The sequence below is a fragment of the Rossellomorea marisflavi genome, assembly GCF_022170785.1.
GTDB lineage: Bacteria > Bacillota > Bacilli > Bacillales > Bacillaceae_B > Rossellomorea > Rossellomorea marisflavi_B.
Map to the genome: position 1 here is coordinate 2,266,329 of NZ_CP081870.1, position 21,752 is coordinate 2,288,080.

The window sequence follows — 21,752 nt, forward strand, 5'->3', positions numbered from 1 at the left end:
CTTCTCACAGTTGGTTCGTATTGATCAATGATCCTTGAGTAGCCCTTCCAGCACATATTGGCTTTCAAGTGCCTGATCTCCTCCAATACAAGGAGGCGTGTCCCCTATCACACTCTGAATGAAATGCATGACGGCATCTTCAAATCCCCGCTGCTTGAGGATGGTATCCCAGGAAGAAGGCTTTGTGACTATCCTTCGCCCTCCTTCTTCCACCTCGAGGACATTCATATCTGATACGGTCAAGATGCGTCCATCCGATATGAGCTCCAACGTCTCACGCTGTGTTCCCACCCTTCGATGCATACCTGTAGAGTATTGTGTACCAAGTGAAGATTGAAAGGTGTGCCTTGCATGAATCAATTCATTGGATTCATTGATTGCCATTGCTCCACCACCGACTGTCATATTGCCATCGTCATTCAGCCAGCGGATCGTATCGACCAGATGAAGATAATCGTCGAGCATGGTGAATTCAAATGATGCTGGACCGATATCATCCAGGCGATGCTTATCGAACCTCACCCAGGCAGGTGTTCCAGCCATGGCCTTGGCCTGGACGTATAGGGGAGCGAATCGTCTGTTGAATCCAACCATCAGCTTCCTTCCTGACTTCACGCTCTCGTCGACCAACTGCTCCGACTCTTCTACCGTAGCTGCCAATGGCTTGTCCACATATACATCGAGACCCTTTTGCATAAGCGCTGATACCACTTCGTAATGTGAATCAGTCGAACTATGTACAAATGCCGCATCGCATTCCTCCGCTAGATGGTCAAGATGATTGAATGCTTTAAGTCGATACTCCTTGCTGATCCGGTTTCGCTTCCTTTGATCCGGTGTATAAATCCCTGCCAATTCCCACCCGGTTTCTCTTGATAGAAGGGGCAAATACGCCTTCTGGGCAATTCCTCCGAGACCGACCATTCCAATTCTTAGTTGTCGCATGGATACTCCCTCCGTTCATTGTGTATGTAGCAAAATGTTGCTTGTTCCCTCGGCCTGATCGAGGTCATGTAGTAGTCTTCTGCTGGCCAATAGCGGTTTTCATATGCCTTCAGAATTGCTGCTTCATCGCCCAAATATCCGTCACGACTGGTCACCCTGTGTTTTCTGGTGTGAAAAGGACAGTCCACAAAGATGACGGCATCAAAATACTCGATCCTTTCTGGTCTTTGAAGGAAAACGCCTTCTACGAGCACTACTGCATCTTCCTCAATATCCAGCTGTTTTTGGACGATACTATCCGAATGTTTATCGTAAAACGGAACGTGGAAAAGAAGATGTGGTGACGTGAGTAAATCAAAAAAGATGTGCCTCGGGCCCCCGACATCCCATTGAAGCTTATAATACTCCTGCCACTGGGGCCTGCCGGTGTCGTAACGGTAGCATGATGGGACGATATGATCATCAAGGTGGATGAGGACCGTCTGTCGGGGTCCTGTCAGCAGATTCCCATGAATGCGTTGGGCCAGGCTAGTTTTTCCAGACCCGCCCAATCCATCGATGCCGATCATCGTGCGTCCATGGGAATGTCGCTTCACTAACGATTGGATCATTTCATAGAGCATGGCCCTGTCCCACTTTCAATCTCTTTCATTTTATACCAGATGACAATCAAACTGGAAAAAATCTTCTCATTCGATGCAAACATCCATGGATTCAGTTACAATGTTAAAGAGCATTCATTATCTTTGAATAGTATTTACGTTTCCTATATATTGATTAGAACCACAGTAAATTTACAAATTCACAGGAGGAGTTAGTATGTCAAATAAACCGAAAACCATCTTTTTGGATATGGATGGGACCATATTGAGTTCCCAAAATAAAGTAAGTGTGCAGACGAAGGAAACCATCGATGCATTAAGAACTCAAGGAATCAAGGTGTTCATCGCTACTGGAAGAGCCTATGATGAGATTGAAGCCATGCTGCCGGAAGGATTCAAAGTGGATGGATTCATTACATCCAACGGAATGGCAGGCTATGTGGACGATACACCGGTTTTTGAGCATTCCCTGTCACTAGGACTTGTGGAAGACGTCATTGCACAAGCGAGAAACCATGAGATTTATTACGAGGTGTTCCCTTACGGCGCCCCACGTATTACATTGAAGCAGGATCAGGAGTATGTACTCAAGGAAGTGGCGGAACCGAAACCCGATGGAGTAGAAGAAAATGAATGGTTATCACGCAAGAAAGCCGTTAATGAAGAGATCTCCTTCAGGGAAGACCTGGAAGGAAAAGGATTCTCTAAATTTTATTTCTTTGCACGTACGCAGGAAAAGATTCAAAAATGGGGAGATGTCCTTCAAGAAATGAAAAAGGACACCGACTTCACCCTTTCGAAGTCATCCAATCACAACCTAGAACTGATGGTGGCGGATGTTAATAAGGCGTCTGGAATCAGAGAAATGCTCCAACATTTCGGACTGAAAAACGAAGGCACACTCGCCATTGGAGACAGCGACAATGATCTTCAAATGTTTGACTTTGTGACACACTCCGTGGCCATGCATAATGCCAAAGAACATATCAAGGATGTGGTGGATGAAGTCACCACTTTATCATGTGATGAAAATGGCGTCAGCGACTACCTTGCAAGATTCATAGAAAAGACCGTCTCACATTCATAAGCATAAAAAAAGATCAGAGCCACGCTCTGGTCTTTTTTATTCCCCTAAAATCTTCATCATTTCTTCCCTCGCAACTCCGAGGCTATTCCCTGCTTTGATCAGGGACTCCCTTGAAGCTTTTCTTTCCCTATCCGCCACATATCCAAAATACTCGACTTGTGTTTCAAGAAAGGGAATATCGGGATTGGTTACCTGATGATGCACAGTGTCCATTTCGAATTTGATTGAATGATAGGAATCCTTTATTGAGCTCAGCGCTTGTTGCACTTGATCTTTCACATCAGATGGGAGATTTTCAGGTGGGTCAAGTTCCCACATAGCTGAAATGCCTTCGCTTGCCGCAGCACCTGCACCGGATGCGGCATCGGCGGCATCATCAGTCCCCTGCACCGTCCGATACTCTTCAACCGCTTTGACAACCTCACGATCCAGAGATGCATAGGATCGTGCGAATTCCAGAAAGGCATCTTTCTTCTCTCCGTTTTGATGGATGGTCATCAGCGTTAACGGGAGGATGGTGAGAAGCAATAGGCTCCCTACAAAAAGAAGCCTGAATCGTTGGCCATTCATCTGATCACCCTTTCGCGATCATCCTCATCACCCACAATCCTTTTATTCTGAACGGGTCATGAATGATGGAGCGTACCTCACGTGTTAGAGAGATACTCACTTCGTATCATCATATGAAACTATAGATCAAAACGATGCTTTATTATTTCAGCCGTCTCTGCTGCGCTCAACGCAGAGTTATCGATGCGTATATAATTGTCCCCGCTCAGTTCTCCTTCAATGGAGTTCAATCGGTAGGTAGTCATGGAATCCAATAGGTCAGATTCTGACCAATCCATATCCCTCTTGGATGGTTTGTGGTTGAGTCTGTTTTCACTTTTGTTCCGATTTAATCTTTCCTGGACACCTGCTTCGAGCTCCACATAGAATACGGAGCTTCCCCGGGATGAGAACATTGTGGAGATGCTCTCTATGTAGTCCCAATCTTCCTTCATATCAAATGCCCACACGAATGTAAAAATCAATCCATCCAAATCACTTTTGGAGATGGCATCAAAAAGCTCATGTCGGAACAATTTGACAAGCCGCTTTCCTTCCGTACTTCCATAATCAAAGAAATTCCCTACAAGGTCGATGGTCATATGATTATGGAATAACTTCAAACCGGTGATCTTTGCAAGTTCTTGCCCGACTGTCATCTTACCGACAGCCTGGGGGCCAATGATGATTACAAGTTTCATTCTTTTCCTCTCCCATTTACCTATTTTTTCATCTTTCATACAGGTACCGGGACAACCATATATCCTCATCCTTTAGAAGTTTGCTTCTGCAGGGTTCTCACGATGAAAGATGTCAGTTCTTCAATTGTCTTACCCTCTGTTTCCAAATATGGATCGAATTCACCCGTTTCATAGGCAAGAAGGCAGGCATCCGTTTGCATGAAACACCAGTTACCCTCTTCCTCGCCCCGACTCCGCAGGCGCTCATGGATGGTCTCTTTAGACGCCATGAGACAGAAATGCATGACTTCCTGTCCCTTTTGCTTGAAGCCTTCGATTATGGCCGTCAGATATTCCTGCTTGCGGATGGTCATGGGTACGATCAGGTCGGTCCGATACCTCTCGAACAGGCGGCCTCCTACTTCAACAGTCAGATCTCTCCACAAATCCAGATCCTGAAAATCCCCCTCAGGAGCTTCGAGCCTTTTCCTTTCCTCCGGGATCACATTCCTGAGCATATACCCCACTTCCTCCGGATCAAAAATCATACTGCCGGGGAGCTCTTTGCAAAGGGAGTTGGCGAGCGTAGTTTTCCCTGCACCGAAGGCTCCATTGATCATGATGATCATACAACCCCCTCCGTTCCTTCAAATTTGGCAATCACTTCTTTTACGGTCGTCTCTTTGCCCAATGAACCGATTCCCTGGCCAGCCCACAGGGACATGCGGGCAGGAGCATCTGCCTGAGCGGCTTCTTGTCTCATGGGTTTAGTCATGACGTGTTGATGAGGATAAGGAAGAACCGATCGTTCATACCCTTCGTTCTCCATCATCCATTTATTTACGATCCCTCTTGCCTTCTTTCCAGTGAACAAAGAAGTCACTCTTGTTTCTGCACCATTGGCCTCTATGATCCGTTGCTTATGGACAGGGTAGGCTCCGCTCTCCTTACAGAGGAGGAAAGGCGTCCCGACCTGAACGCCTTCAGCGCCCAATGCCAAAGCGGCATTCAATCCCCTGTAATCGGTGATGCCCCCTGCAGCAATGACAGGAATATCGATGGCATCTACCGTCTGTGGGATCAAGGCAATCAGCCCGATGGAGGAGTCTCCATTCTCCTCAAGGAAACCTCCCCGATGGCCACCGGCTTCGCTCCCCTGCATGCACACCATGTCCATGCCCCTTTTTTCCATTAGCACGGCTTCATTCACCGTGGAAGCTGTTCCCATGAGAAGGCAACCCTCTTCCTTTAATTGCTGCACAATCTTGACAGGCGGAAGCCCGAAGGTGAATGAACACATGTTCACCTTATAGTGAAGGATGAGATCGATTTTCCTGTAAAAATCATCCCACTGCTCCTCTATGGTCATGAAATTCCCTGCGTGTTGTGACCCAGGGACTCTTTCCTTCCATGATTCGACATCCTCATCCTTGGGGACCTTTTGCCCACCGGGTACGAAAACATTTACTTGAAAGTGTCGCTCTGAATGATTAGAAACGGAACGAATTTGTTCTTCAAGTGTGTCAGGTGCCAAATATCCCGAAGCCAAACTGCCAAGGATCCCCCCGTCCATCGATGCCTTTACCATTTCAGTCGTGGTGATCCCTCCAGCCATCGGTGCCTGTATGATCGGTTTATCCAAGGATAATCGTTTCAGAAACCGATTCATGTTTCACCATTCCTTTCTTTACCCTTCTATGTATCACTTCGACCCGCATTCGACTGCTTCCTCTAATTTTCAACAAAAAAAATAACCCGCATCCACGATGCGGGTCATGATCAGCCAACTTGCTTTAACGAATCGTTCCGTTTCAAAGGGGCATGCCTCAACGAGAAAAGGGCGCTGAAGATGGCGAACACCACTAAAATGGATCCGAAGCTTGCGAGGTGCGATACGTCATGGGATACGCTGACGACAGCACCTCCTAGTGCCGATCCTACGGATATACCAACCTGCAGGGCAGACGTATTGATGCTTTGCTGAATATCCGACGTTTCAGGTGCCGTTTGGATCAGATAATTTTGAAGTGCCGGCGTAAGGGCCCAGCTGAGTCCTCCCCATAGGATGGTCATGACGACAAAGAGCGGCATGAACCCTGCAGTGAACGGAATCGAAAAGAGCACGATGGCAAACAGGATCGTTACAAGGACAATAGACTTTGAACCGATGCGGTCGCTCAGCCATCCCCCCACCCAGTTGCCGCAAACGGAGGCAAGTCCAATCAGCAGATAAAAAATCGAGATGGCTTTTGGTGAACTATCAAACGTTTGGATCAGATAGGGTGTGAAGTATGCATAAAACATATAATGCCCTGCCAGCATGAATAAGCTGATCAGATGTCCAGAAAATACCTTTGGATGTAGAATCGCCTTGAATTGTTCCTTCAGAGGTGTCACCTTGTCGACCGGCATCTTCTCCAGAAGAAACGCGTTAAGAACGATAGAGATCGCTGAAAGGACTGCGATGCCGAGGAATGTAGATCGCCAACCCAATGTCTCTGTCATGAAAATCCCGATCGGTACACCGAGGACCAGGGAAGAGCTGATTCCGACAAAAACGAGACCCAATGCCTTTGCTCGGTGACTAGGCTTCACGAGTTTGGCCGCAATGGTCAAAGACAGAACCACCACAAGAGCCGTACTCATGGCTGTAATGATCCGGGCGATGATGACCAAGGTAAAATCAGTGCTGAAAAACGTTATGATATTTCCCACGGTAAAGACAGAAAGTGCCATGAGGTATAGCTTCTTTCTCTCCACCTTGGCCGTCAAGGACAACAATAACGGCGCCGAAATGGCGTAGGCCAGTGCAAACACCGTGATGAGCTGACCTGCTTTCCCTAGGGATATATCCAGTCCCTCCGCTATATTCGGAAGAATTCCTCCGACAATCAATTCGACCAGTCCGACTGCAAATGTGGATGCAGCCAATACATACACTCTCCAGTTCATATTCCCTCACCTTTCTGTACACCTTCCACTTTGCACAGAAAATGACAACACAAAAAATCCTGATTACAAAATGAAAGGCAAAGAATTTTGTAATCAGGATTTATCGGTTCCTGGTAGAGACCCTCAAACCATATTATTGAGGTTATACAACGTATTTATTTTCCTAGAATATAGTAGCATACTCCCTTCACTCTTTCAACCCATGGTACAAAAGCACGAAAGCTTACGATCGGGGATTCACGATTCCACATCTGGGTATACTAAGAGAAACTCATCGAATGGAGGAAGAAAATCATGAAATTGAAAACTGCTGTCATACCAGCATTCGCTGCCTCACTTCTACTGTTTGGATGCAGTAATGATGAAGTCAAGGACCCGCCTAAAGATGCGCCCAAGGAAAATGAGAGCGCCAATAACGATACCTCAAATGATTCTATGACTGATACGTCACAGGATAATAAATTCGCCTTTACAAGCTTCGATCTTGATGTGGACTATGCCGATCATCAGGATTATGAGGTGGACTACGATAACGATGAAGATGGAATGGAAGCGAGTTTCCAGGATGACATGAATGACGAAAAGCTTTCTGGGGATAAAGCCATGGATAAGATTACGCCTATGCTTGAGAAGCTTGACTTTGACAAAGATACCCCTGATGAAGAGGTCATGAAGCAAGTGAAGGATACCTTCTCTCTAAAGGATGATTACGAAAAGTTTGAACTTGAAGTGACATTCCCTGACGGCACTGAAAAAGAATATAAAGACATTAAGCAATAATTGGAAAGCGGGAAACCTCTCACAGGGACCCGCTTTTTCTGATTGATCACGCTTGATTTCGTATAATTGCTAGCGTTAAGGTGCATGATACTCCTAAAAAGGAGTAATCAGGATGACCTTGCATACAGTCAATGAAGCACGGCACCACCTTATGCAGACCGAAATGGCCTACTGGATGGAAGATAACCTGTTCAGCGGACACTGGTGGTTTATTCTCATTATAAACATCTTGTTCTTTCTGGTGTTCATCGTGTTAATCGACCGATCCCGTTTTATCATGAGTGCGTTTTGCCTGCTATTTTCTTTCTTCCTGGTTGCCCTCGTGAACGAAATTGGCAACTACTTCGGCTATTGGAGCTATCCCTATCAGTTCATCGGATTTCTTGAAAGCTTCAATGCCGTAGATTTTATGACGATTCCAGTGGTATTTGCTTTGATATACCAGTACTTCACCAAATGGAAGGCCTATCTGATCACTTTATTACTGGTCAGTGCGTTGATCGGATTCGTAGGCATGCCGATTTTCGTCCATTTTCAGTTTTATGAGCTCCATCACTGGAATCCTTTCTCGTCCTTCGTTCTTTTGTTCATTGTCGGACTGGTGATCAAATGGGTGTGTGATTTCATTGCAAGCCATGATCGAATCATACGTTGAATGAAAAAAACCTCCTTGAGCCGCGGGAGGTTTTTTCGATCCTTCATAAATCTTTTTGATCTACATTCAATTCAATCAGATTGCCATCAGGATCTTGACAAAAGATTTGGGCAAAACCACTTTTTGATTGAGGTTTTTCCAAGATTTCAACTCCGTGTTCCTTGAGCCATGTCGAGGTTCTGTCGTAATCGTCCACCCGCAGGGCAAAATGGCCTTCCCTACTTGATAGCACCTTCTCATCCCGTATCGTTTGAGAGGTCGGATGGACAATCAAATGGAGCTGCTGGTTACCTATGGCGTACCAAGCACCTGGAAAGCCAAATTCCGGACGTTTGGTCTCTTCCAGGCACAGAACATCCTTGTAGAACTTCTTAGACCTTTCGAGATCGGTCACAGCCAAACTGACATGGTGAAGACTCTGGTAGGTGATCATATTTTTCACTTCTTTCAATACATGGTACATTTCATTGTATCATGTTCAGCAAAAGATGATAGAATTCAATTTTAGTTTACATAATATTATTATAGTATTAATTAGTGTGTATTTCATTTGACAGGGTCTCTTTCAACAAGAATTTTTGAATCTTCCCACTGGCGTTTCGTGGAAGTGACGGGGCGAAGCGATAGGTCCGTGGGCGTTTATAGCCTGCAAGAGCCTTTCCATTCTTCAAATAGTCATTCAATTCTTGAGCCGTCAACGTGTTCGACTTAGGGACAATGACGGCCGTGACCACTTCCCCCCATTTTTCATCCGGTGTTCCAAGGACCGCGACATCCCCTACTCCCTCATGGGCATGCAAGGCATCCTCGACTTCCCTCGGATAGATATTTTCCCCTCCGGAGATGATCATATCGTCGATTCGGTCGGCGATATAAAGGTATCCTTCTCCGTCAACATATCCAAGGTCTCCGGTATGATACCATCCTTTATATAAAGCGTGTTCCGTTGCTTCCGACCGGCCATGGTACCCGATCATCGTGCACGACCCCTTCACGATGATTTCACCAATTTCACCCACAGCACAGACATCCCCCGGTTCTGCCGGTCCCGTCGTCTCTGGTTTAACGACCCGTATCTCATGATGATAGGCCGCTTTTCCTGCCGCACCTGCCTTGATAAGTTGTTCATGGGGTAGAAGGAACGCAATTGCCGGACCCATTTCTGTTTGTCCATAGGCTTGTATCAGCTCGATCTTTAGTTCATCGTGAAGTTTCCTTACAAGACTAGGTGCCATGGGTGCCGCTCCATAAAGCCCATTACGTAGACTCGAGGTGTTATAGTGGGAGGCCCCCTCCTCGAGGATCATACTCCACATGGTAGGAGCTGCAAAAAGAGTCGTAATGCCCTCCCGTTCAATTGTTTCTAGAACGCGCTTTGGATCGAATTGATGAAGGATGACGTTCTTTGCGCCGGCGAGTACCCTTGGTACGAAGGCACAATGGAGTTCAGCACAGTGAAACATCGGAGCTGTGACCAATCCCGCATCACCCGACCGGTATCCCATGACACCCGTCAGGATCAACGCCTGTTCCATCACATCACGGTGGCGATGAAGCACTCCTTTCGGCCTTCCCGTGGTCCCACTCGTATACATCATCGCATACGGATCATTTTCATCCACTTCCACCCTTTCAAATTGAGTCGAAAAGGCCATGTCGCTCACTCGCTTTGAAAAGGCAGGCGGATTCCCACCTTCATACCAGAAGACGGTTTGACCGAAATCCGGTGCTATTCCTTCCACGACGTTTCGAAGTGCTTCTTCAAATATGAACACTTTTGGTTTGGCGTCATGCATGATGAAGGCCAGTTCATCTGAATTAAGTCGAAAGTTGATCGGGTTGATAATGGCTCCGATTTTCCCACAGGCAAAATAAACAGTTGCCAGCATCTCGGTATTATACAGAAAGGTCGAAATCCTGTCCCCCTTCCTCACTCCTTCTGCCTGAAGTGCACTGCACATCTGGTGGACTCTTTCCTGCCATTGTCCGTAAGTCATCCGCTGTCCACTTTTCACCTCTACAATTGCTTCCTGGTTCCGGTAATTCTCCACACTTTGATCAAACATCGTTCCAGTCGTTGCGTACATCGTCTTCCCCCTCGATCGCCCTCTTACCAGGGCTTGAATGATGCGATGCGCAGATGGATATCTATCCTATAGATTCTACGCTTGTATGCGTTATCCTTTTTGCTGGACAATATAATGTCGTTTTAATGCATACAAATACACCCCTACTTATGTAGAGGTGCTGGTAATGGGTAGACGATCACGACGCCTTCTGCTCCTGCAACACAACCCTCTTGTCACGTTGACGGGAGAAGACATTAAAGAAAAGGTTCAAGAAGATGGCCATGAGGCTTCCGGCCACGATTCCATTATCGGTGAGGATGCGGACCGCTTCGGGCATTTTTGAGAAGAGTTCCGGCACAGCGGTAACTCCGAGACCCATCCCGACGGAGCATGCAATGATGAGAAGATTCTCTTGTGATGAAAAGTCCACCCTGCTAAGCATCTTGATTCCGTATGCGACGACCATGCCGAACATGGCCACCATGGCACCGCCTAGCACGGCAGATGGGATGACGGTCGTGAGGGCTCCGATCTTCGGTACAAGGCCCAGGATGATCAGGAAGGTTGCCGCGGCATAGATCACATTTGATTTCTTTACGCCTGAAAGCTGGATAAGCCCGACGTTTTGGGAGTACGCGGTATATGGGAAGACGTTGAAGATCCCACCGAGGAAGATGGCAAGCCCTTCTGCCCGGTACCCTTTGGATAGATCTTCCTCGCTAAGCTTCCGGTCCGTGATATCCCCGAGGGCGAAATAGACGCCCGTCGATTCTACCAGGCTGACCATGGCCACAAGGATCATGGTTAGGATCGCGGCGATGTCAAAGGTCGGCATGCCGAAGTAGAACGGCTGTGCCATATGGAACCATGATGCTTCCCCTACTTCTGAAAAATTGACTTTTCCCATGAACATGGCAGCGATGGTTCCTGCCACGAGCCCCAGCAGGATGGATACAGATCGAATGAAGCCGGTGAACATCTTGTAAAGAACAAGTATGAAGATCAGGGTCCCGAATGCCAAGAGAAGATTATCCATGGAACCATAATCCGCGCTCCCCTCTCCTCCAGCCATATTATTCATGGCAACGGGAATCAGGGTGATCCCGATGATGGTGACGACAGATCCTGTCACGACCGGTGGGAAGAACCGTACAAGCTTTCCGAAGAACGTGCTGATGATGATGACGAACAAACCTGAAGCAAGGATGGATCCATAAATGCTTGTGATCCCGTATTTCGCTCCGATGGAGATCATGGGACCGACGGCTGTGAAGGTACATCCAAGGACGACCGGAAGTCCGATGCCGAAGAATTTATTCTTCCACACCTGAAGCAGGGTGGCGATTCCGCACATGAAGATGTCAATCGACACGAGATAAGTGAGTTGCTCGCCCGTCAAACCTAGGGCACCTCCAACAATTAGAGGGACAATAACGGCTCCCGCATACATGGCGAGTACGTGCTGAATCCCTAGGGAAGCGGTCTTGAGAGATGATTGATTCATGACACTTCAGCTCCTTTTTTGAAGGTGACTTGCCCGTCGTTGAGTGACTCAATTTCAGCCAGCGACTCGACCCGGTAACCTGTTTCCCTTACGAGTTTCCCGCCTTCTTGGAAGGATTTTTCAATGACGATTCCGATTCCTGCCACGTGTGCACCGGCCTTTTTCACGAGCTCGATCAGTCCAAGGGCAGCCTGTCCGTTCGCCAGAAAATCATCAATCAGCAACACCCTGTCCCCTTCTTTGAGGTATTGGGTGGATACTGAAATGGTATTGGTCTCCTGCTTCGTGAAGGAATAGACCTCGGCTGTGAGGAGACCTTCTGATAGAGTAAGAGACTTCTTTTTGCGGGCAAAGATCAACGGCGTTTCGAGTTCCATGGCAGCCATCACACCCGGTGCAATCCCTGATGATTCAATCGTGAGCACCTTGGTGATGCCCTCTTGTCTGAAGCGAGCTGCGAATTCCTCCCCTATTGCCTTCATCAGCTGCGGATCCACTTGATGATTCAAGAACGAATCCACCTTCAATACTGTATCTGATAATACCTTTCCTTCTTGTTCAATCTTCTTGTGAAGTAGTTCCAATGTGGCTTCGCTCCCTTTTTGAAAATGAAATAACCCGAAAGCATCTCTCAGAGTGAGACAATGCCTTCGGGTTATGAAAGGAAAGCGCAAAAATACGCCGCATTGCTCACTCATAGTCGATTCATTTACGGTGAACCGGTAGAAACTTGCAGGCCTTATCCCTGCCTTTATATGAGTGTGCTTTTTATGTAGTTGATAGTACGGATTATATCGGGAAAAAAACGATTTGTAAAGGTGTATTTCCTAACGTTCGGGAGTATTTCCAAGTTATTGTTCGCAAACACTGTGGTTTGGCTCTGGCAATAGATGCAGGAAATCGAATCAAATATCTTACATAAATCAGAATCCATTCATGAGTTCATCGAATTTCACTTCTCTGAACCTGTTCGCTACTGAATAAAAAATCCCTTATGTACCCGATTGAACGCTTGTCACTCATATGGGCATAGTGCCCACTAACGAGTGATTTGAATGAAGCTGCTGGTTCTGATAGTTGGAGACCTGGCGTGAAATCCTTCGTTGGATCCTTGATGCTTTCCCTTCACGGTTTCCATATAACACGAGGGTCGGTGTAGACAATCCCTTCAATGCTTTTGGCATATGATAACGATAAAGAGCCAGGAGAAGACCAATTCCCGATGGGGAAGCTTCCTGCATGGAAAGGATCGCTTTTCGAATGAACGCATCATCGATGAGTTCGAGGCTTGAGATCAGTGATACCATTTTTTCTTCGGATTTCACATTAGTATCTGTTTTTTTCTCTCCATCCTGTCCAAGAAACCTTGGTCCGAATAAGCGATGAAGCCCACTGATGATAGGGAGGAAATATCCCGTTGTGCCAAACATACTGACTGGAAACCGTTCAATCCTGGCAAATTCGATGTCGAGGAGCACCAGTTTATCGACCCGGTCCGGATGAAAGGATGCTGTTGATAACCCAATGGCTCCTCCCAAAGAGTGGCCTATGATGGTGGCGCTTTCCCACCCCTGTTCATCCATATATTCCTTCACCCATCCGGCTGCATCCTCCATAGTGATCATGCCAGAAAGGCCCGTCCCCCCTCCCGATACCCGGCAGGTCGATCATATGGACCGTGTAGGAATATGAGGGGGGCTGGTCCGCTTCCGACTACCTCAACAAAATACTTCATATCCATTCACCCTCTTTCATTCTTCTCCTCACAATCTAACACAACCCAAAATATTCCACCACCAGAAAATGACCGGCCTCCACCAGAGACCGGCTTTCCTGTTTTAGTTGCGCATGAGTCCCTGTATGAAGAAGCGAATCCGCTCCCTCCTCTCTTGCATTGGCAGGGTATTCTTGATTCGCTCCCGCTCTTTTTTGATGACAGGCAACTTTTCCGCAATCGATTTGCACCGGTCCATGAGGATCCCGGACAATTCTTTCGCCAGCCCGGGGCTTGAGCCAGAGGTGGAAACGGAAATGGTGAGATCCCCATCCCGTTTGAAGGACATCATCTGCATGTTCCCCTTATTGCCGTCACTTGCCACACAGACCCATGTGCCTGTATCCGCCATGTCACATAGCGCTTCATTCGTGGAGGGATCATTCGTGGCAGCGATGAGAAAATGGGCCCCCTCCAAATCTTCTTTCTTAATGACGGTTTTTTTCCAAAAGAGTGTGCCTTTTTCATGAAGTCGCTGGATTTCTTCAGATGCCTCCGGGCTGATGACGGTGATCGCCGCTCCCTCCTTCATGAAAATGGATAACTTGCGCAGGGCAACCTTCCCTCCGCCAGCGATGATCACCTTCTTCCCGGTAACATCAAGCATCAGCGGCAACAAATTGCTCACCCCTTCTATAGAGAGGACTCAACAGGGCTTCGTGCGTACGCTCCACGAACGCCTCCCTTACGAGATGGTTGTACCCTAGATACTTTCCGAGCTGAAGATGGGGATTTCCAGTCTTCTTGATTTTCGCTTGAATGTCTTTCATCAATAGGCCCGTGAATAGGAGGTACGGGATAAAGAGGACTGGTTCTTTTGTTGATGACATCTCCTCGAGGATACCGGTGAAGGATGGTTCACATGCGGTCAGAAAACATGTTTGGACCGTTTTCATTCCTGATCGCCGCTGGACCTTCTCTGCAATCGCTCCGAGATCACGTTTGACTGCCGGGTCTGAACTTCCCCTTCCGATGAGGACCACATGATCAACCACGGAATTCAAATGGAGGATCACACTTTCAATCAGTTTGTCATGCACACCGATCGGACGTCCGTAGCTGACGCATATCTCAGGGTACTGTATCATGCACTGATCAATCTCTTCCGGGATATCTTTTTTTGCATGCACGGCCGTGAGTAAAAGGAGCGGTACGACGGCGATGTGTGTTGCGCCTTTTTCCACGCAGGCAGCGAACCCTTCCTGGATGGATGGTTCTGCAAGTTCGAGGAAACTGATCTCCTGGATCTCTGCGTCGACATGGACTTTGCACGAGGTGATGAAGTCGACGGCTTCATCCCTCGCTTCCTTCACGCGGCTTCCGTGACAAACATATAAGACGGCTTTCTTCATTTTATAATGCCTCACTGATGGCCGGTTCCGGCATATTCTCAAACCATTTGATCTTTTCCCGGAAACGGACGACTTCTCCGACGATGATCATGCTTGGATTCTGTACGCCTTCTTTCTTCACGACATCGACGATATCAGCCAGCGTTCCGGTGACCGTCTTCTGTACATCCGTCGTGCCCCAATGAACTAGGGCAACGGGGGTTTCGGGAGATTTACCATAGCGGATTAGGCGGTCCCGGATAAAAGGGAGATTGCCGACCCCCATGTAGATTGCGAGGGTGTCGACACCTTTTGCAAGACCTTCCCATTTCTCTTCATCTTCCTCACCGTGTGCGTGACCGGTGACAAATGCGACGCTTGCGCTCACATTACGATGGGTGACAGGGATACCCGCATAAGCAGAAGCGGCAATGCCCGAAGTGATGCCTGGCACCACTTCGAACGGGATGGATTTAGCAGCTAGTGCCTCTGCCTCCTCTCCACCTCTTCCGAACACAAATGGATCTCCCCCTTTCAGTCTGACTACTACCTTGGATCCCGATGCATATTTAATGAGAAAACGGTTGATCGTTTCCTGCTTCATCGTGTGATAATGAGGCAATTTCCCGCAGTAAATCAGATCTGCCCCTTCTTTTGCATGGGTTAGGAGCTCTTTGTTCACCAGTCGATCATAAAGAATCACATCGGCCTGCTGGATGGCTTTCAGCCCTTTGATGGTCAGAAGGTCCGGATCCCCTGGCCCGGCCCCAACTAAATATACTTTCCCCATTGGATCTCCTCCTTCAGAGTTTACTTTATGATGGTTTCCTTCTCATGGAGGACGAATGCCGCTCCTCCTCCTCGCAATCTCCGTTTCTCATAAAGCGAAATATCCACGATCTCCGGTTTCTTAAGAAAATATTTCTCCAACTCGATCTCTACAAGATCAAACGCTTTTTCATCAGAGTCTGCTGCGACAACGACAGGGGTGACAAATGTCGGAGTCGTTACTTCAAATCGGTAAAGATTCATCAATTCATCCCCTTTATGCTTCCTGAAGCAACCCGTCAAGTGACTGCTGAAGATCGGCTGTGCCTACCCGATTTACGTAATCGAAGAAGGCTTCCCCTGGTTCCTTCGTATTCTTGAAGTGGAGCAGGAGACCCTTCACCACATCGGATAGCTGTTCAGCTTCGACTTTCCCCTTCAGCTTTTCATTCAATGTCCCTCCATCTTGGAGTGTCCCGCCTACATAAATTTCAAATGCCTCGATCATCTTTTTATCTTTTGTCCTCATCTTGATCCCCTGAAGACCGATATCGGCAATTTGTCTCTGCCCGCATGAATTGGGACATCCGACCATATGCATGCGCACCGGCACATCAAGGCTCAGTTCACGATCCAGTTCATTGGCGATTCTTCTCATTCTCTCCTTCGTTTCGACGAGGGCAAGATTGCAATATTCGATTCCAGTGCAGGACACGGAATAGCCTATGAAGGATAACGGGCTTGTAGAGATCCTGTCGAATATTTTCTCTGCCAACAGGGCGTCCACATGCTCATCCGGGATGTTCGGGATGATGAGATTCTGTGAGTTGCAGTTTCGCATTTCACCGTTCCCGTACTTTTTCGATATCCTTGCAAGCTCCAGCACTTCGTCGGAACTGAGTCTGCCCACCGGCACATTCAACCCCACGTAATTCAGCCCCTCTTGCTTTTGAGGCTTTACTCCGTAAAAGTAGCCTGCATTCCATCCCGTTACGGCATCTTCCCCACCATCAGGTAGCTCGACATACTCCAATAGTTTTTCCTTGAACTTTTCAGGTCCCCAGTCGGCAACGAGGAACTTCAAACGGGCGAGATGCCTCTTCTCCCTGTATCCAAAATCCCTGAAGATCGTGGTTACAGCAATCGTTACGTCCTTTACCTGATGAGGTTCGATGAATACATCCAGCGTCTCGGCAAGGAATGGTCTGGCAGACAGTCCGCCACCAACCTTCAGGTGGAATCCTGCCACCTTCTTTCCATTAATGACCTTGGTGGCCGGAACGAAAGATGCACAGTTGATTTCAGCATTGGATGCATTGTTGATGTTCGAAGAGATGGAGAGCTTATATTTTCTCGGAAGATTTGAGAAATCTTCATTGAGCTGGAAGAAGTCATACACTTCCTTCACGATTTCCCTTGTATCGAACAGTTCATCCGGATCGATACCTGTCAATGGATTACCGACGATATTCCTTGTAATGTCACCGCAAGCACCTGCGGAGGAAAGGCCGACTTTTTCAAGACGCTCGAAGATGTCGGGAATCTGTTCGATTTTCAGCCAGTGGAACTGGATTGCCTGTCGCGTCGTGATGTCATACACATCACGACCATACTCTTTACAGATGGCTGCAAGTTCGACGGCTTGATCATAGGTAAGGATGCCAGAAGGGACATTGACCCTCATCATGAAATAACCATCTTCCTTTGGACGTTGCAAATACAATCCTGCCCATTTGAACTTATCCCACTCTTCCTTCGGGATCGAAGAAAATCCGTTTTTAGCATACTCAGGAATGTCCTCCAGTATGGTCAACCCATCGCGCTCAAGCTTCCATTGTTCGGTTTTGTTCAATTTCTCATTTTGTTCCCAGTGCTTCTGATAAGCCATGCTCTCCACTCCTTAGATCAATTGTTTTACTTGAAGATGATTCCAGATCTGTTCAACGCACTCGTCTATCGAATGTTCTTTTGTGTTCAACGTGATTTCAGGATTCTCCGGCTCCTCATAAGGGGCGCTGATCCCTGTGAAATTCGGGATCTCCTGATTCCTCGCTTTTTTGTATAACCCCTTTGGATCTCTCTTTTCACACTCATCCAGTGGACAATGAACATAGACCTCGAGTAATTCTCCTTCTCCAACCAGGCTGCGGACCACTGCACGATCTTCCCTGTACGGTGATATGAAAGCCGTGAGGACAATTTGTCCGCTGTCCACGAATAGCTTCGACACTTCACCGATCCTGCGGATATTTTCTTTGCGGTCCTTTTCATTGAAGCCAAGATCTGCATTCAATCCATGGCGGACATTGTCCCCATCGAGTACATACACTTGCTTCCCTTCTTGGAATAGTCGATGGGACAGGGCGTTTGCAACCGATGACTTCCCGGAGGCAGATAGCCCCGTGAACCAAAGGATGAAGCTGCCATGGCCATTTTTATTTCGGCGGTCTCCTTTTTTTACGGCACTTTCATGCCAGACGATATCAGACATGATCTCTCCTCCTTACTGTGATCCTTCCTTCTTCAATCCTTCAATGAGCACGTTGATGACTTCCGGTCTTGAGAAGGTGCTTGGAGGGACTTCACCGGCCCTTAGCATACCGCGCACCTTCGTTCCCGACAGGATGACCCGGTCCTCTTTCCCGTGGGGACATGTTTTCGTCGTGGCCATTCCTTCACATTTCTGACAGTAGAAGCTGTGCTCGAATTTTAATGGTACGATGCCAATCTCATCCTCGTTAAACTGCTCAAAGATCTTCTGTGCATCATAGGTTCCGTAATAGTCCCCGACCCCGGCATGATCACGGCCCACGATGAAATGAGTGCAGCCATAGTTTTTCCTCACCAGCGCGTGGAAGATGGCTTCGCGAGGTCCTGCATACCGCATGGCTGCCGGGAATACCCCCAGGAACACACGGTCCTTAGGGTAATAGTTTTTGAGAAGGACTTCATAGCTTTCCATCCTGATCGAAGCCGAAATATCATCTGACTTCGTTTCTCCGACGAGGGGATTGAGGAATAAGGCATCCACTGTTTCTAGAGCCGTCTTTTGGATATATTCATGAGCTCTGTGAACCGGGTTCCTGGTCTGGAATCCCACAATCGTCTTCCACCCTTTTTCATTGAATGCTGCTCTCGTCTCCACAGGATCGAATGTGTGAGCTTCGAAGGGTTTATTCAAGCGCTTATGTAGGGTGATTTTCCCTCCCACATAGATGGGGCCACGGTGGAAAAGCTTTTTGACTCCGGGATGCTCAAGGTCTGTGGTTCCATAAACGAGCAGCGCCTCTTTTTCTTTATCAGGGGTGAAGATTTCCTGTACATCGATCGATCCGTACGTTGTCCCGTCGTATACCAGCCTGCTTTTACTCCCGATCGTTAAGCGATCTGCAACCTCCTGCTCCACCGGCAGGGTGATCGGGATGCTCCAGACGGTCCCATCGGCAAGTCTCAGATTCTCGACAACACTCTTATAATCGGCTTCTTGCAGGAAGCCATTTATGGGACTGTATCCTCCTATCGCGATCAATTCGAGATCGCTCAATGAAATCTCATCGAGGGGAATCTCCGTCTTGATGGTCTCCACTTCCTCTTCAGGTGCATATGATCGTACCAGTGTTCCTCCATGTGGTTCTAAACTCATTATGTTTCCTCCTTCAATACAATCAGATTCCTCCACCATCTTCATGAACGGCCCGTTTTTCTTTTCGGATCGCCTTCATCAAGGATAATGCCCCTATCGTCGCGATCATGACCGAAACGGGAATGATGATGGAATAAATGTCATAATCAACCAACAGTTTTACAAGGAAATAAGAAATGCTCAATGACACAAGCGGTGAAACAATCCAAATTTTCACGATTTTCTTCACAATATCACTCTGGATGACTTCCCTTCCATTCCTCGCGGTTCCGAGTCCTATAATGGAAGAAGACGTCACCTGGACCAGTGGAACGGGAAGCCCGAAAATCGAACTGGTGATCACCAAGCCTGCACCGACGCTAGAAATGAGGATCCCTTCAGGCTTTGAAAACCTCGTAATCTTCTTTCCGTTCGTTTCGACTACTTTGGCACCCAACAGAAGCGCGCCTACTGCCACAAACGCTCCACCAAGCCAAACGGCCGGTCCCGCCTTCAGCATTCCGGCCCCCACCAGTGGCCCCACGGCATTGGCTACATTGTTCATGCCTGCTGAGAAGGCCTCCAGGAAGCCCGCGAGTATCAAAACGTACCCGATCCATGTATGATTGAATGTCCATCCCCGCTTTTCTAGCCCATATAGCCCTTTGGCCAGCAACCATGTAAGAATGAACGCCGTGAACGGGACAATCACCCAGAACACCATGATGGTGAACAGGGATTTTATGAATAGAACCTGATATGCTACACCCACTCCGACTACGGCACCGACTGTCACCTCACTTGTCGAAAGGGGAATGCCCATCAGGTTGGCGATGAAAAGCGAACAGGTAGCCGATATAAGAATGATGATCACTAACTTCGATGTCAGGATGCTCGATGGAATGATTCCCGACCCGATGGTCTTGACCACCTCACCACCTCCGAGGACTGCACCGGCAAGGACCCCGATGGAACAGATGACAAGGGCAACTTTCATTTTCTTGATGGCACCCGATCCGTAAGCGACCCCCATTGTCGCAGCCGCACCGCTTGCCCCGATATTCATGGCAAAGAATAAGCTGATGATAATGGCGATGATTTCCAGCATGTCTGCCCTCCTAGTGTAGCCCGCATTCCGTCTTGCCTTTGCCTGTCCATCTGCCCGATCTCAAATCATTCATATCGTATGCAGGGGCCGTACAATGGAAGCATCCGATGCTCGGGTAGCCTTTATCATGCAGCTCATTATATGGAAGGGAGTGTTTATGGACATATCTCCATACATCCTTCCATGTCCAGTGGATCAGTGGACAGATCTTGACGGACTTGAACTTGTCATCTTTATTGATGAACTGTGTATCTTTCCGCGTCGGTGACTGCTCGCGCCTAAGACCTGAAATCCAGGCATCCCCTCCTGAAAGCACCTCTTTCAGCGGATCGAGCTTCCTGATCTGACAACACTGATTCGGCTGTGTTTCCCATAATCGATCCCCGAATTGAGCTGCTTGTTCCTCAAGGGAGAGCGCGGGTTTTTTCATCTCGATTTGAAGGGAAGGGTACTTTTCTTGTACCTTTTTGATTGTTTCGTACGTCTCCTTGAAATGTACATCTGTATCCAGGAAGACGATGTTTGCATGGGGATTCACCTTGTAGATGAGGTCGATCAGGACCATTCCCTCGACCCCGAAGCTGCATGCGTACACAATCCTGTCACCATAATGCTCATATGCCCACTCCAATACGTTTAGAGCCCCTTTATAGGTGGGATCAACCTCGAAGTCCTGATCATGTTCTTTCCAATTTTCGTGTGTCAACACGTTGATCACCGCTTTCCTCATGCCCAAAAGAAAAAGGCATTCATGCACAGGAAAATAAATCCTGCAGATGAATGCCTCTAGTTTTTCTAGTCAGCATGATTATTTGATTCGTACTTTCTCATTCCGCTCTAATTGAATGACTTTACCATTTTGCACCACGATCGTGATGGAACCGAAGTCCATGTTTTCAAGCATTGAATTGATCGTATCCATCCATCCCGCCACATCTTCCTGTTTATCCTTCTTGTTCATCGACTTCCCCCCGGTTTCAACATCTGGGTCCATGGAAAAACAGCCCCCCATTTCGGAAAGCTGTTCAGGTATCGAACCTTATCTTCCAAAATGAGTCCCATTTTGCTGGAGTTAGCACCTTACAATACGTAGGTTGCCGGGTTTCATCGGGCCAGTTCCCTCCACCGCTCTGGATAAGTGATATTCATTTGAATAATTAAAATGATAACAGATAATTGAGATAAGTCAATCCGACTTTTTTGATAGGAATAATGAAATTGAACTATTTTTCACAAATTTGTTTCTTCCATGCCCTTAACTCAAGGTATTCACAGAATTTCGTTTCAACCACCTTTTTTTGTTGATGGGCTTATCCAAATTTATTC

At 47.5% G+C, this 21,752-nt stretch carries 25 protein-coding genes and 3 riboswitches; of the genes, 3 read left to right on the plus strand and 22 right to left on the minus strand.

Annotation, left to right across the window (positions count from 1 at the left end; translation table 11 throughout):
- Positions 1–24: 24 nt before the first annotated feature.
- Together K6T23_RS11835 and K6T23_RS11840 are read right to left on the minus strand one after the other, a co-directional pair.
- Positions 25–945 carry a Gfo/Idh/MocA family protein gene (locus K6T23_RS11835; RefSeq protein ID WP_238281137.1) on the minus strand — a complete coding sequence of 307 codons (921 nt, stop codon included), beginning with the start codon at positions 943–945 and terminating at the stop codon, positions 25–27.
- Complete coding sequence (locus tag K6T23_RS11840) at positions 933–1,556, minus strand: nucleoside/nucleotide kinase family protein (protein WP_238281138.1); 624 nt, start codon at positions 1,554–1,556, stop codon at positions 933–935. Before K6T23_RS11840 ends, K6T23_RS11835 begins: the two co-directional genes overlap by 13 nt.
- A gap of 208 nt (positions 1,557–1,764) precedes the next feature.
- Here K6T23_RS11840 and K6T23_RS11845 point away from each other — a divergent pair, with 208 nt between their 5' ends.
- On the plus strand, positions 1,765–2,634 hold the full coding sequence (locus K6T23_RS11845; RefSeq protein WP_238281139.1) for a Cof-type HAD-IIB family hydrolase: 870 nt from the start codon (positions 1,765–1,767) through the stop codon (positions 2,632–2,634).
- Between the two features lie 36 nt (positions 2,635–2,670).
- Here the strand turns inward: K6T23_RS11845 and K6T23_RS11850 are convergent, their stop codons facing one another.
- The 5 genes from K6T23_RS11850 to K6T23_RS11870 form a co-directional block, all read right to left on the minus strand.
- On the minus strand, positions 2,671–3,204 hold the full coding sequence (locus tag K6T23_RS11850; RefSeq protein ID WP_056536381.1) for a hypothetical protein: 534 nt from the start codon (positions 3,202–3,204) through the stop codon (positions 2,671–2,673).
- Between the two features lie 119 nt (positions 3,205–3,323).
- Entirely contained in the window at positions 3,324–3,884 is a 561-nt protein-coding gene (locus K6T23_RS11855; RefSeq protein WP_238281140.1) for an AAA family ATPase, read from the minus strand.
- A 65-nt stretch (positions 3,885–3,949) separates the two neighbouring features.
- On the minus strand, positions 3,950–4,492 hold the full coding sequence (locus K6T23_RS11860) for an AAA family ATPase (RefSeq protein ID WP_238281141.1): 543 nt from the start codon (positions 4,490–4,492) through the stop codon (positions 3,950–3,952).
- On the minus strand, positions 4,489–5,532 hold the full coding sequence (locus K6T23_RS11865; RefSeq protein WP_238281142.1) for a nitronate monooxygenase: 1,044 nt from the start codon (positions 5,530–5,532) through the stop codon (positions 4,489–4,491). The genes K6T23_RS11860 and K6T23_RS11865 overlap by 4 nt, the downstream gene beginning before the upstream one ends.
- Positions 5,533–5,642: 110 nt before the next feature.
- Positions 5,643–6,815, minus strand: a complete 1,173-nt coding sequence (locus K6T23_RS11870) for an MFS transporter (RefSeq protein WP_238281143.1) — start codon at positions 6,813–6,815, stop codon at positions 5,643–5,645.
- 70 nt (positions 6,816–6,885) lie between these two features.
- A riboswitch (purine riboswitch) is annotated at positions 6,886–6,985 on the minus strand.
- A gap of 124 nt (positions 6,986–7,109) precedes the next feature.
- On the opposite strand from K6T23_RS11870, the gene K6T23_RS11875 reads away from it, so the two are divergent.
- Positions 7,110–7,595: a YusW family protein gene (locus K6T23_RS11875; RefSeq protein ID WP_238281144.1), complete on the plus strand. Its 486-nt coding sequence runs from the start codon at positions 7,110–7,112 to the stop codon at positions 7,593–7,595.
- A 112-nt stretch (positions 7,596–7,707) separates the two neighbouring features.
- On the plus strand, positions 7,708–8,250 hold the full coding sequence (locus K6T23_RS11880; protein WP_238281146.1) for a CBO0543 family protein: 543 nt from the start codon (positions 7,708–7,710) through the stop codon (positions 8,248–8,250).
- A gap of 43 nt (positions 8,251–8,293) precedes the next feature.
- Here the strand turns inward: K6T23_RS11880 and K6T23_RS11885 are convergent, their stop codons facing one another.
- The 15 genes from K6T23_RS11885 to K6T23_RS11955 all read right to left on the minus strand — a co-directional run bounded on the left by K6T23_RS11885 (position 8,294) and on the right by K6T23_RS11955 (position 21,348).
- Positions 8,294–8,683 (minus strand): VOC family protein, encoded by a 390-nt coding sequence (locus tag K6T23_RS11885; protein ID WP_148984299.1) that lies wholly within the window; start codon positions 8,681–8,683, stop codon positions 8,294–8,296.
- 97 nt (positions 8,684–8,780) lie between these two features.
- Positions 8,781–10,337, minus strand: a complete 1,557-nt coding sequence (locus tag K6T23_RS11890) for a long-chain-fatty-acid--CoA ligase (RefSeq protein WP_238281147.1) — start codon at positions 10,335–10,337, stop codon at positions 8,781–8,783.
- Between the two features lie 178 nt (positions 10,338–10,515).
- The gene (locus tag K6T23_RS11895) at positions 10,516–11,823 is read right to left on the minus strand and encodes a nucleobase:cation symporter-2 family protein (protein WP_238281148.1); all 1,308 of its coding nucleotides are present in this window, start codon (positions 11,821–11,823) and stop codon (positions 10,516–10,518) included.
- Positions 11,820–12,407 (minus strand): xanthine phosphoribosyltransferase, encoded by a 588-nt coding sequence (locus K6T23_RS11900; protein WP_238281149.1) that lies wholly within the window; start codon positions 12,405–12,407, stop codon positions 11,820–11,822. Before K6T23_RS11900 ends, K6T23_RS11895 begins: the two co-directional genes overlap by 4 nt.
- Positions 12,408–12,500: 93 nt before the next feature.
- Positions 12,501–12,602, minus strand: a riboswitch (purine riboswitch).
- Between the two features lie 240 nt (positions 12,603–12,842).
- Positions 12,843–13,448 (minus strand): alpha/beta fold hydrolase, encoded by a 606-nt coding sequence (locus tag K6T23_RS11905; protein ID WP_238281150.1) that lies wholly within the window; start codon positions 13,446–13,448, stop codon positions 12,843–12,845.
- A 213-nt stretch (positions 13,449–13,661) separates the two neighbouring features.
- Complete coding sequence (locus K6T23_RS11910) at positions 13,662–14,216, minus strand: precorrin-2 dehydrogenase/sirohydrochlorin ferrochelatase family protein (RefSeq protein ID WP_238281151.1); 555 nt, start codon at positions 14,214–14,216, stop codon at positions 13,662–13,664.
- The gene (locus K6T23_RS11915; RefSeq protein WP_238281152.1) at positions 14,197–14,949 is read right to left on the minus strand and encodes a sirohydrochlorin chelatase; all 753 of its coding nucleotides are present in this window, start codon (positions 14,947–14,949) and stop codon (positions 14,197–14,199) included. Before K6T23_RS11915 ends, K6T23_RS11910 begins: the two co-directional genes overlap by 20 nt.
- A gap of 1 nt (position 14,950) precedes the next feature.
- Entirely contained in the window at positions 14,951–15,718 is a 768-nt protein-coding gene (gene cobA / locus K6T23_RS11920; protein ID WP_053426977.1) for a uroporphyrinogen-III C-methyltransferase, read from the minus strand.
- Between the two features lie 20 nt (positions 15,719–15,738).
- Positions 15,739–15,960: a DUF3906 family protein gene (locus K6T23_RS11925; RefSeq protein WP_053426976.1), complete on the minus strand. Its 222-nt coding sequence runs from the start codon at positions 15,958–15,960 to the stop codon at positions 15,739–15,741.
- A gap of 13 nt (positions 15,961–15,973) precedes the next feature.
- A complete protein-coding gene (locus tag K6T23_RS11930) occupies positions 15,974–17,584 on the minus strand; it encodes a nitrite/sulfite reductase (RefSeq protein WP_238281153.1) in 1,611 nt (536 codons plus the stop codon).
- Between the two features lie 12 nt (positions 17,585–17,596).
- The gene (gene cysC, locus K6T23_RS11935) at positions 17,597–18,190 is read right to left on the minus strand and encodes an adenylyl-sulfate kinase (RefSeq protein ID WP_238284422.1); all 594 of its coding nucleotides are present in this window, start codon (positions 18,188–18,190) and stop codon (positions 17,597–17,599) included.
- Positions 18,191–18,199: 9 nt separating this feature from the next.
- Positions 18,200–19,339, minus strand: coding sequence for a sulfate adenylyltransferase (gene sat / locus K6T23_RS11940; protein ID WP_238281154.1), 1,140 nt, complete (start codon positions 19,337–19,339; stop codon positions 18,200–18,202).
- A gap of 22 nt (positions 19,340–19,361) precedes the next feature.
- Positions 19,362–20,423 (minus strand): sulfate permease, encoded by a 1,062-nt coding sequence (locus tag K6T23_RS11945; RefSeq protein ID WP_238284423.1) that lies wholly within the window; start codon positions 20,421–20,423, stop codon positions 19,362–19,364.
- A gap of 13 nt (positions 20,424–20,436) precedes the next feature.
- Entirely contained in the window at positions 20,437–21,135 is a 699-nt protein-coding gene (locus tag K6T23_RS11950; protein ID WP_238284424.1) for a phosphoadenylyl-sulfate reductase, read from the minus strand.
- Positions 21,136–21,234: 99 nt separating this feature from the next.
- Complete coding sequence (locus K6T23_RS11955) at positions 21,235–21,348, minus strand: DUF2292 domain-containing protein (protein ID WP_370296022.1); 114 nt, start codon at positions 21,346–21,348, stop codon at positions 21,235–21,237.
- A gap of 114 nt (positions 21,349–21,462) precedes the next feature.
- Positions 21,463–21,567: riboswitch (SAM riboswitch) on the minus strand.
- Between the last annotated feature and the right edge of the window lie 185 nt (positions 21,568–21,752).

What these genes read in the sequence shown, in the direction of transcription:
- cobA (WP_053426977.1), bottom strand. Translation starts at nt 15,718, where the DNA reads ATGGGGAAAGTATATTTAGTTGGGGCCGGGCCAGGGGATCCGGACCTT.
- K6T23_RS11860 (WP_238281141.1), bottom strand. Translation starts at nt 4,492, where the DNA reads ATGATCATCATGATCAATGGAGCCTTCGGTGCAGGGAAAACTACGCTC.
- K6T23_RS11930 (WP_238281153.1), bottom strand. Translation starts at nt 17,584, where the DNA reads ATGGCTTATCAGAAGCACTGGGAACAAAATGAGAAATTGAACAAAACC.
- K6T23_RS11835 (WP_238281137.1), bottom strand. Translation starts at nt 945, where the DNA reads ATGCGACAACTAAGAATTGGAATGGTCGGTCTCGGAGGAATTGCCCAG.
- K6T23_RS11905 (WP_238281150.1), bottom strand. Translation starts at nt 13,448, where the DNA reads ATGATCACTATGGAGGATGCAGCCGGATGGGTGAAGGAATATATGGAT.
- sat (WP_238281154.1), bottom strand. Translation starts at nt 19,339, where the DNA reads ATGAGTTTAGAACCACATGGAGGAACACTGGTACGATCATATGCACCT.
- K6T23_RS11840 (WP_238281138.1), bottom strand. Translation starts at nt 1,556, where the DNA reads ATGATCCAATCGTTAGTGAAGCGACATTCCCATGGACGCACGATGATC.
- K6T23_RS11890 (WP_238281147.1), bottom strand. Translation starts at nt 10,337, where the DNA reads ATGTACGCAACGACTGGAACGATGTTTGATCAAAGTGTGGAGAATTAC.
- K6T23_RS11865 (WP_238281142.1), bottom strand. Translation starts at nt 5,532, where the DNA reads ATGAATCGGTTTCTGAAACGATTATCCTTGGATAAACCGATCATACAG.
- K6T23_RS11870 (WP_238281143.1), bottom strand. Translation starts at nt 6,815, where the DNA reads ATGAACTGGAGAGTGTATGTATTGGCTGCATCCACATTTGCAGTCGGA.
- K6T23_RS11875 (WP_238281144.1), top strand. Translation starts at nt 7,110, where the DNA reads ATGAAATTGAAAACTGCTGTCATACCAGCATTCGCTGCCTCACTTCTA.
- K6T23_RS11955 (WP_370296022.1), bottom strand. Translation starts at nt 21,348, where the DNA reads ATGGATACGATCAATTCAATGCTTGAAAACATGGACTTCGGTTCCATC.
- K6T23_RS11880 (WP_238281146.1), top strand. Translation starts at nt 7,708, where the DNA reads ATGACCTTGCATACAGTCAATGAAGCACGGCACCACCTTATGCAGACC.
- K6T23_RS11925 (WP_053426976.1), bottom strand. Translation starts at nt 15,960, where the DNA reads ATGAATCTTTACCGATTTGAAGTAACGACTCCGACATTTGTCACCCCT.
- K6T23_RS11845 (WP_238281139.1), top strand. Translation starts at nt 1,765, where the DNA reads ATGTCAAATAAACCGAAAACCATCTTTTTGGATATGGATGGGACCATA.
- K6T23_RS11895 (WP_238281148.1), bottom strand. Translation starts at nt 11,823, where the DNA reads ATGAATCAATCATCTCTCAAGACCGCTTCCCTAGGGATTCAGCACGTA.
- K6T23_RS11915 (WP_238281152.1), bottom strand. Translation starts at nt 14,949, where the DNA reads ATGAAGAAAGCCGTCTTATATGTTTGTCACGGAAGCCGCGTGAAGGAA.
- K6T23_RS11855 (WP_238281140.1), bottom strand. Translation starts at nt 3,884, where the DNA reads ATGAAACTTGTAATCATCATTGGCCCCCAGGCTGTCGGTAAGATGACA.
- K6T23_RS11885 (WP_148984299.1), bottom strand. Translation starts at nt 8,683, where the DNA reads ATGATCACCTACCAGAGTCTTCACCATGTCAGTTTGGCTGTGACCGAT.
- K6T23_RS11850 (WP_056536381.1), bottom strand. Translation starts at nt 3,204, where the DNA reads ATGAATGGCCAACGATTCAGGCTTCTTTTTGTAGGGAGCCTATTGCTT.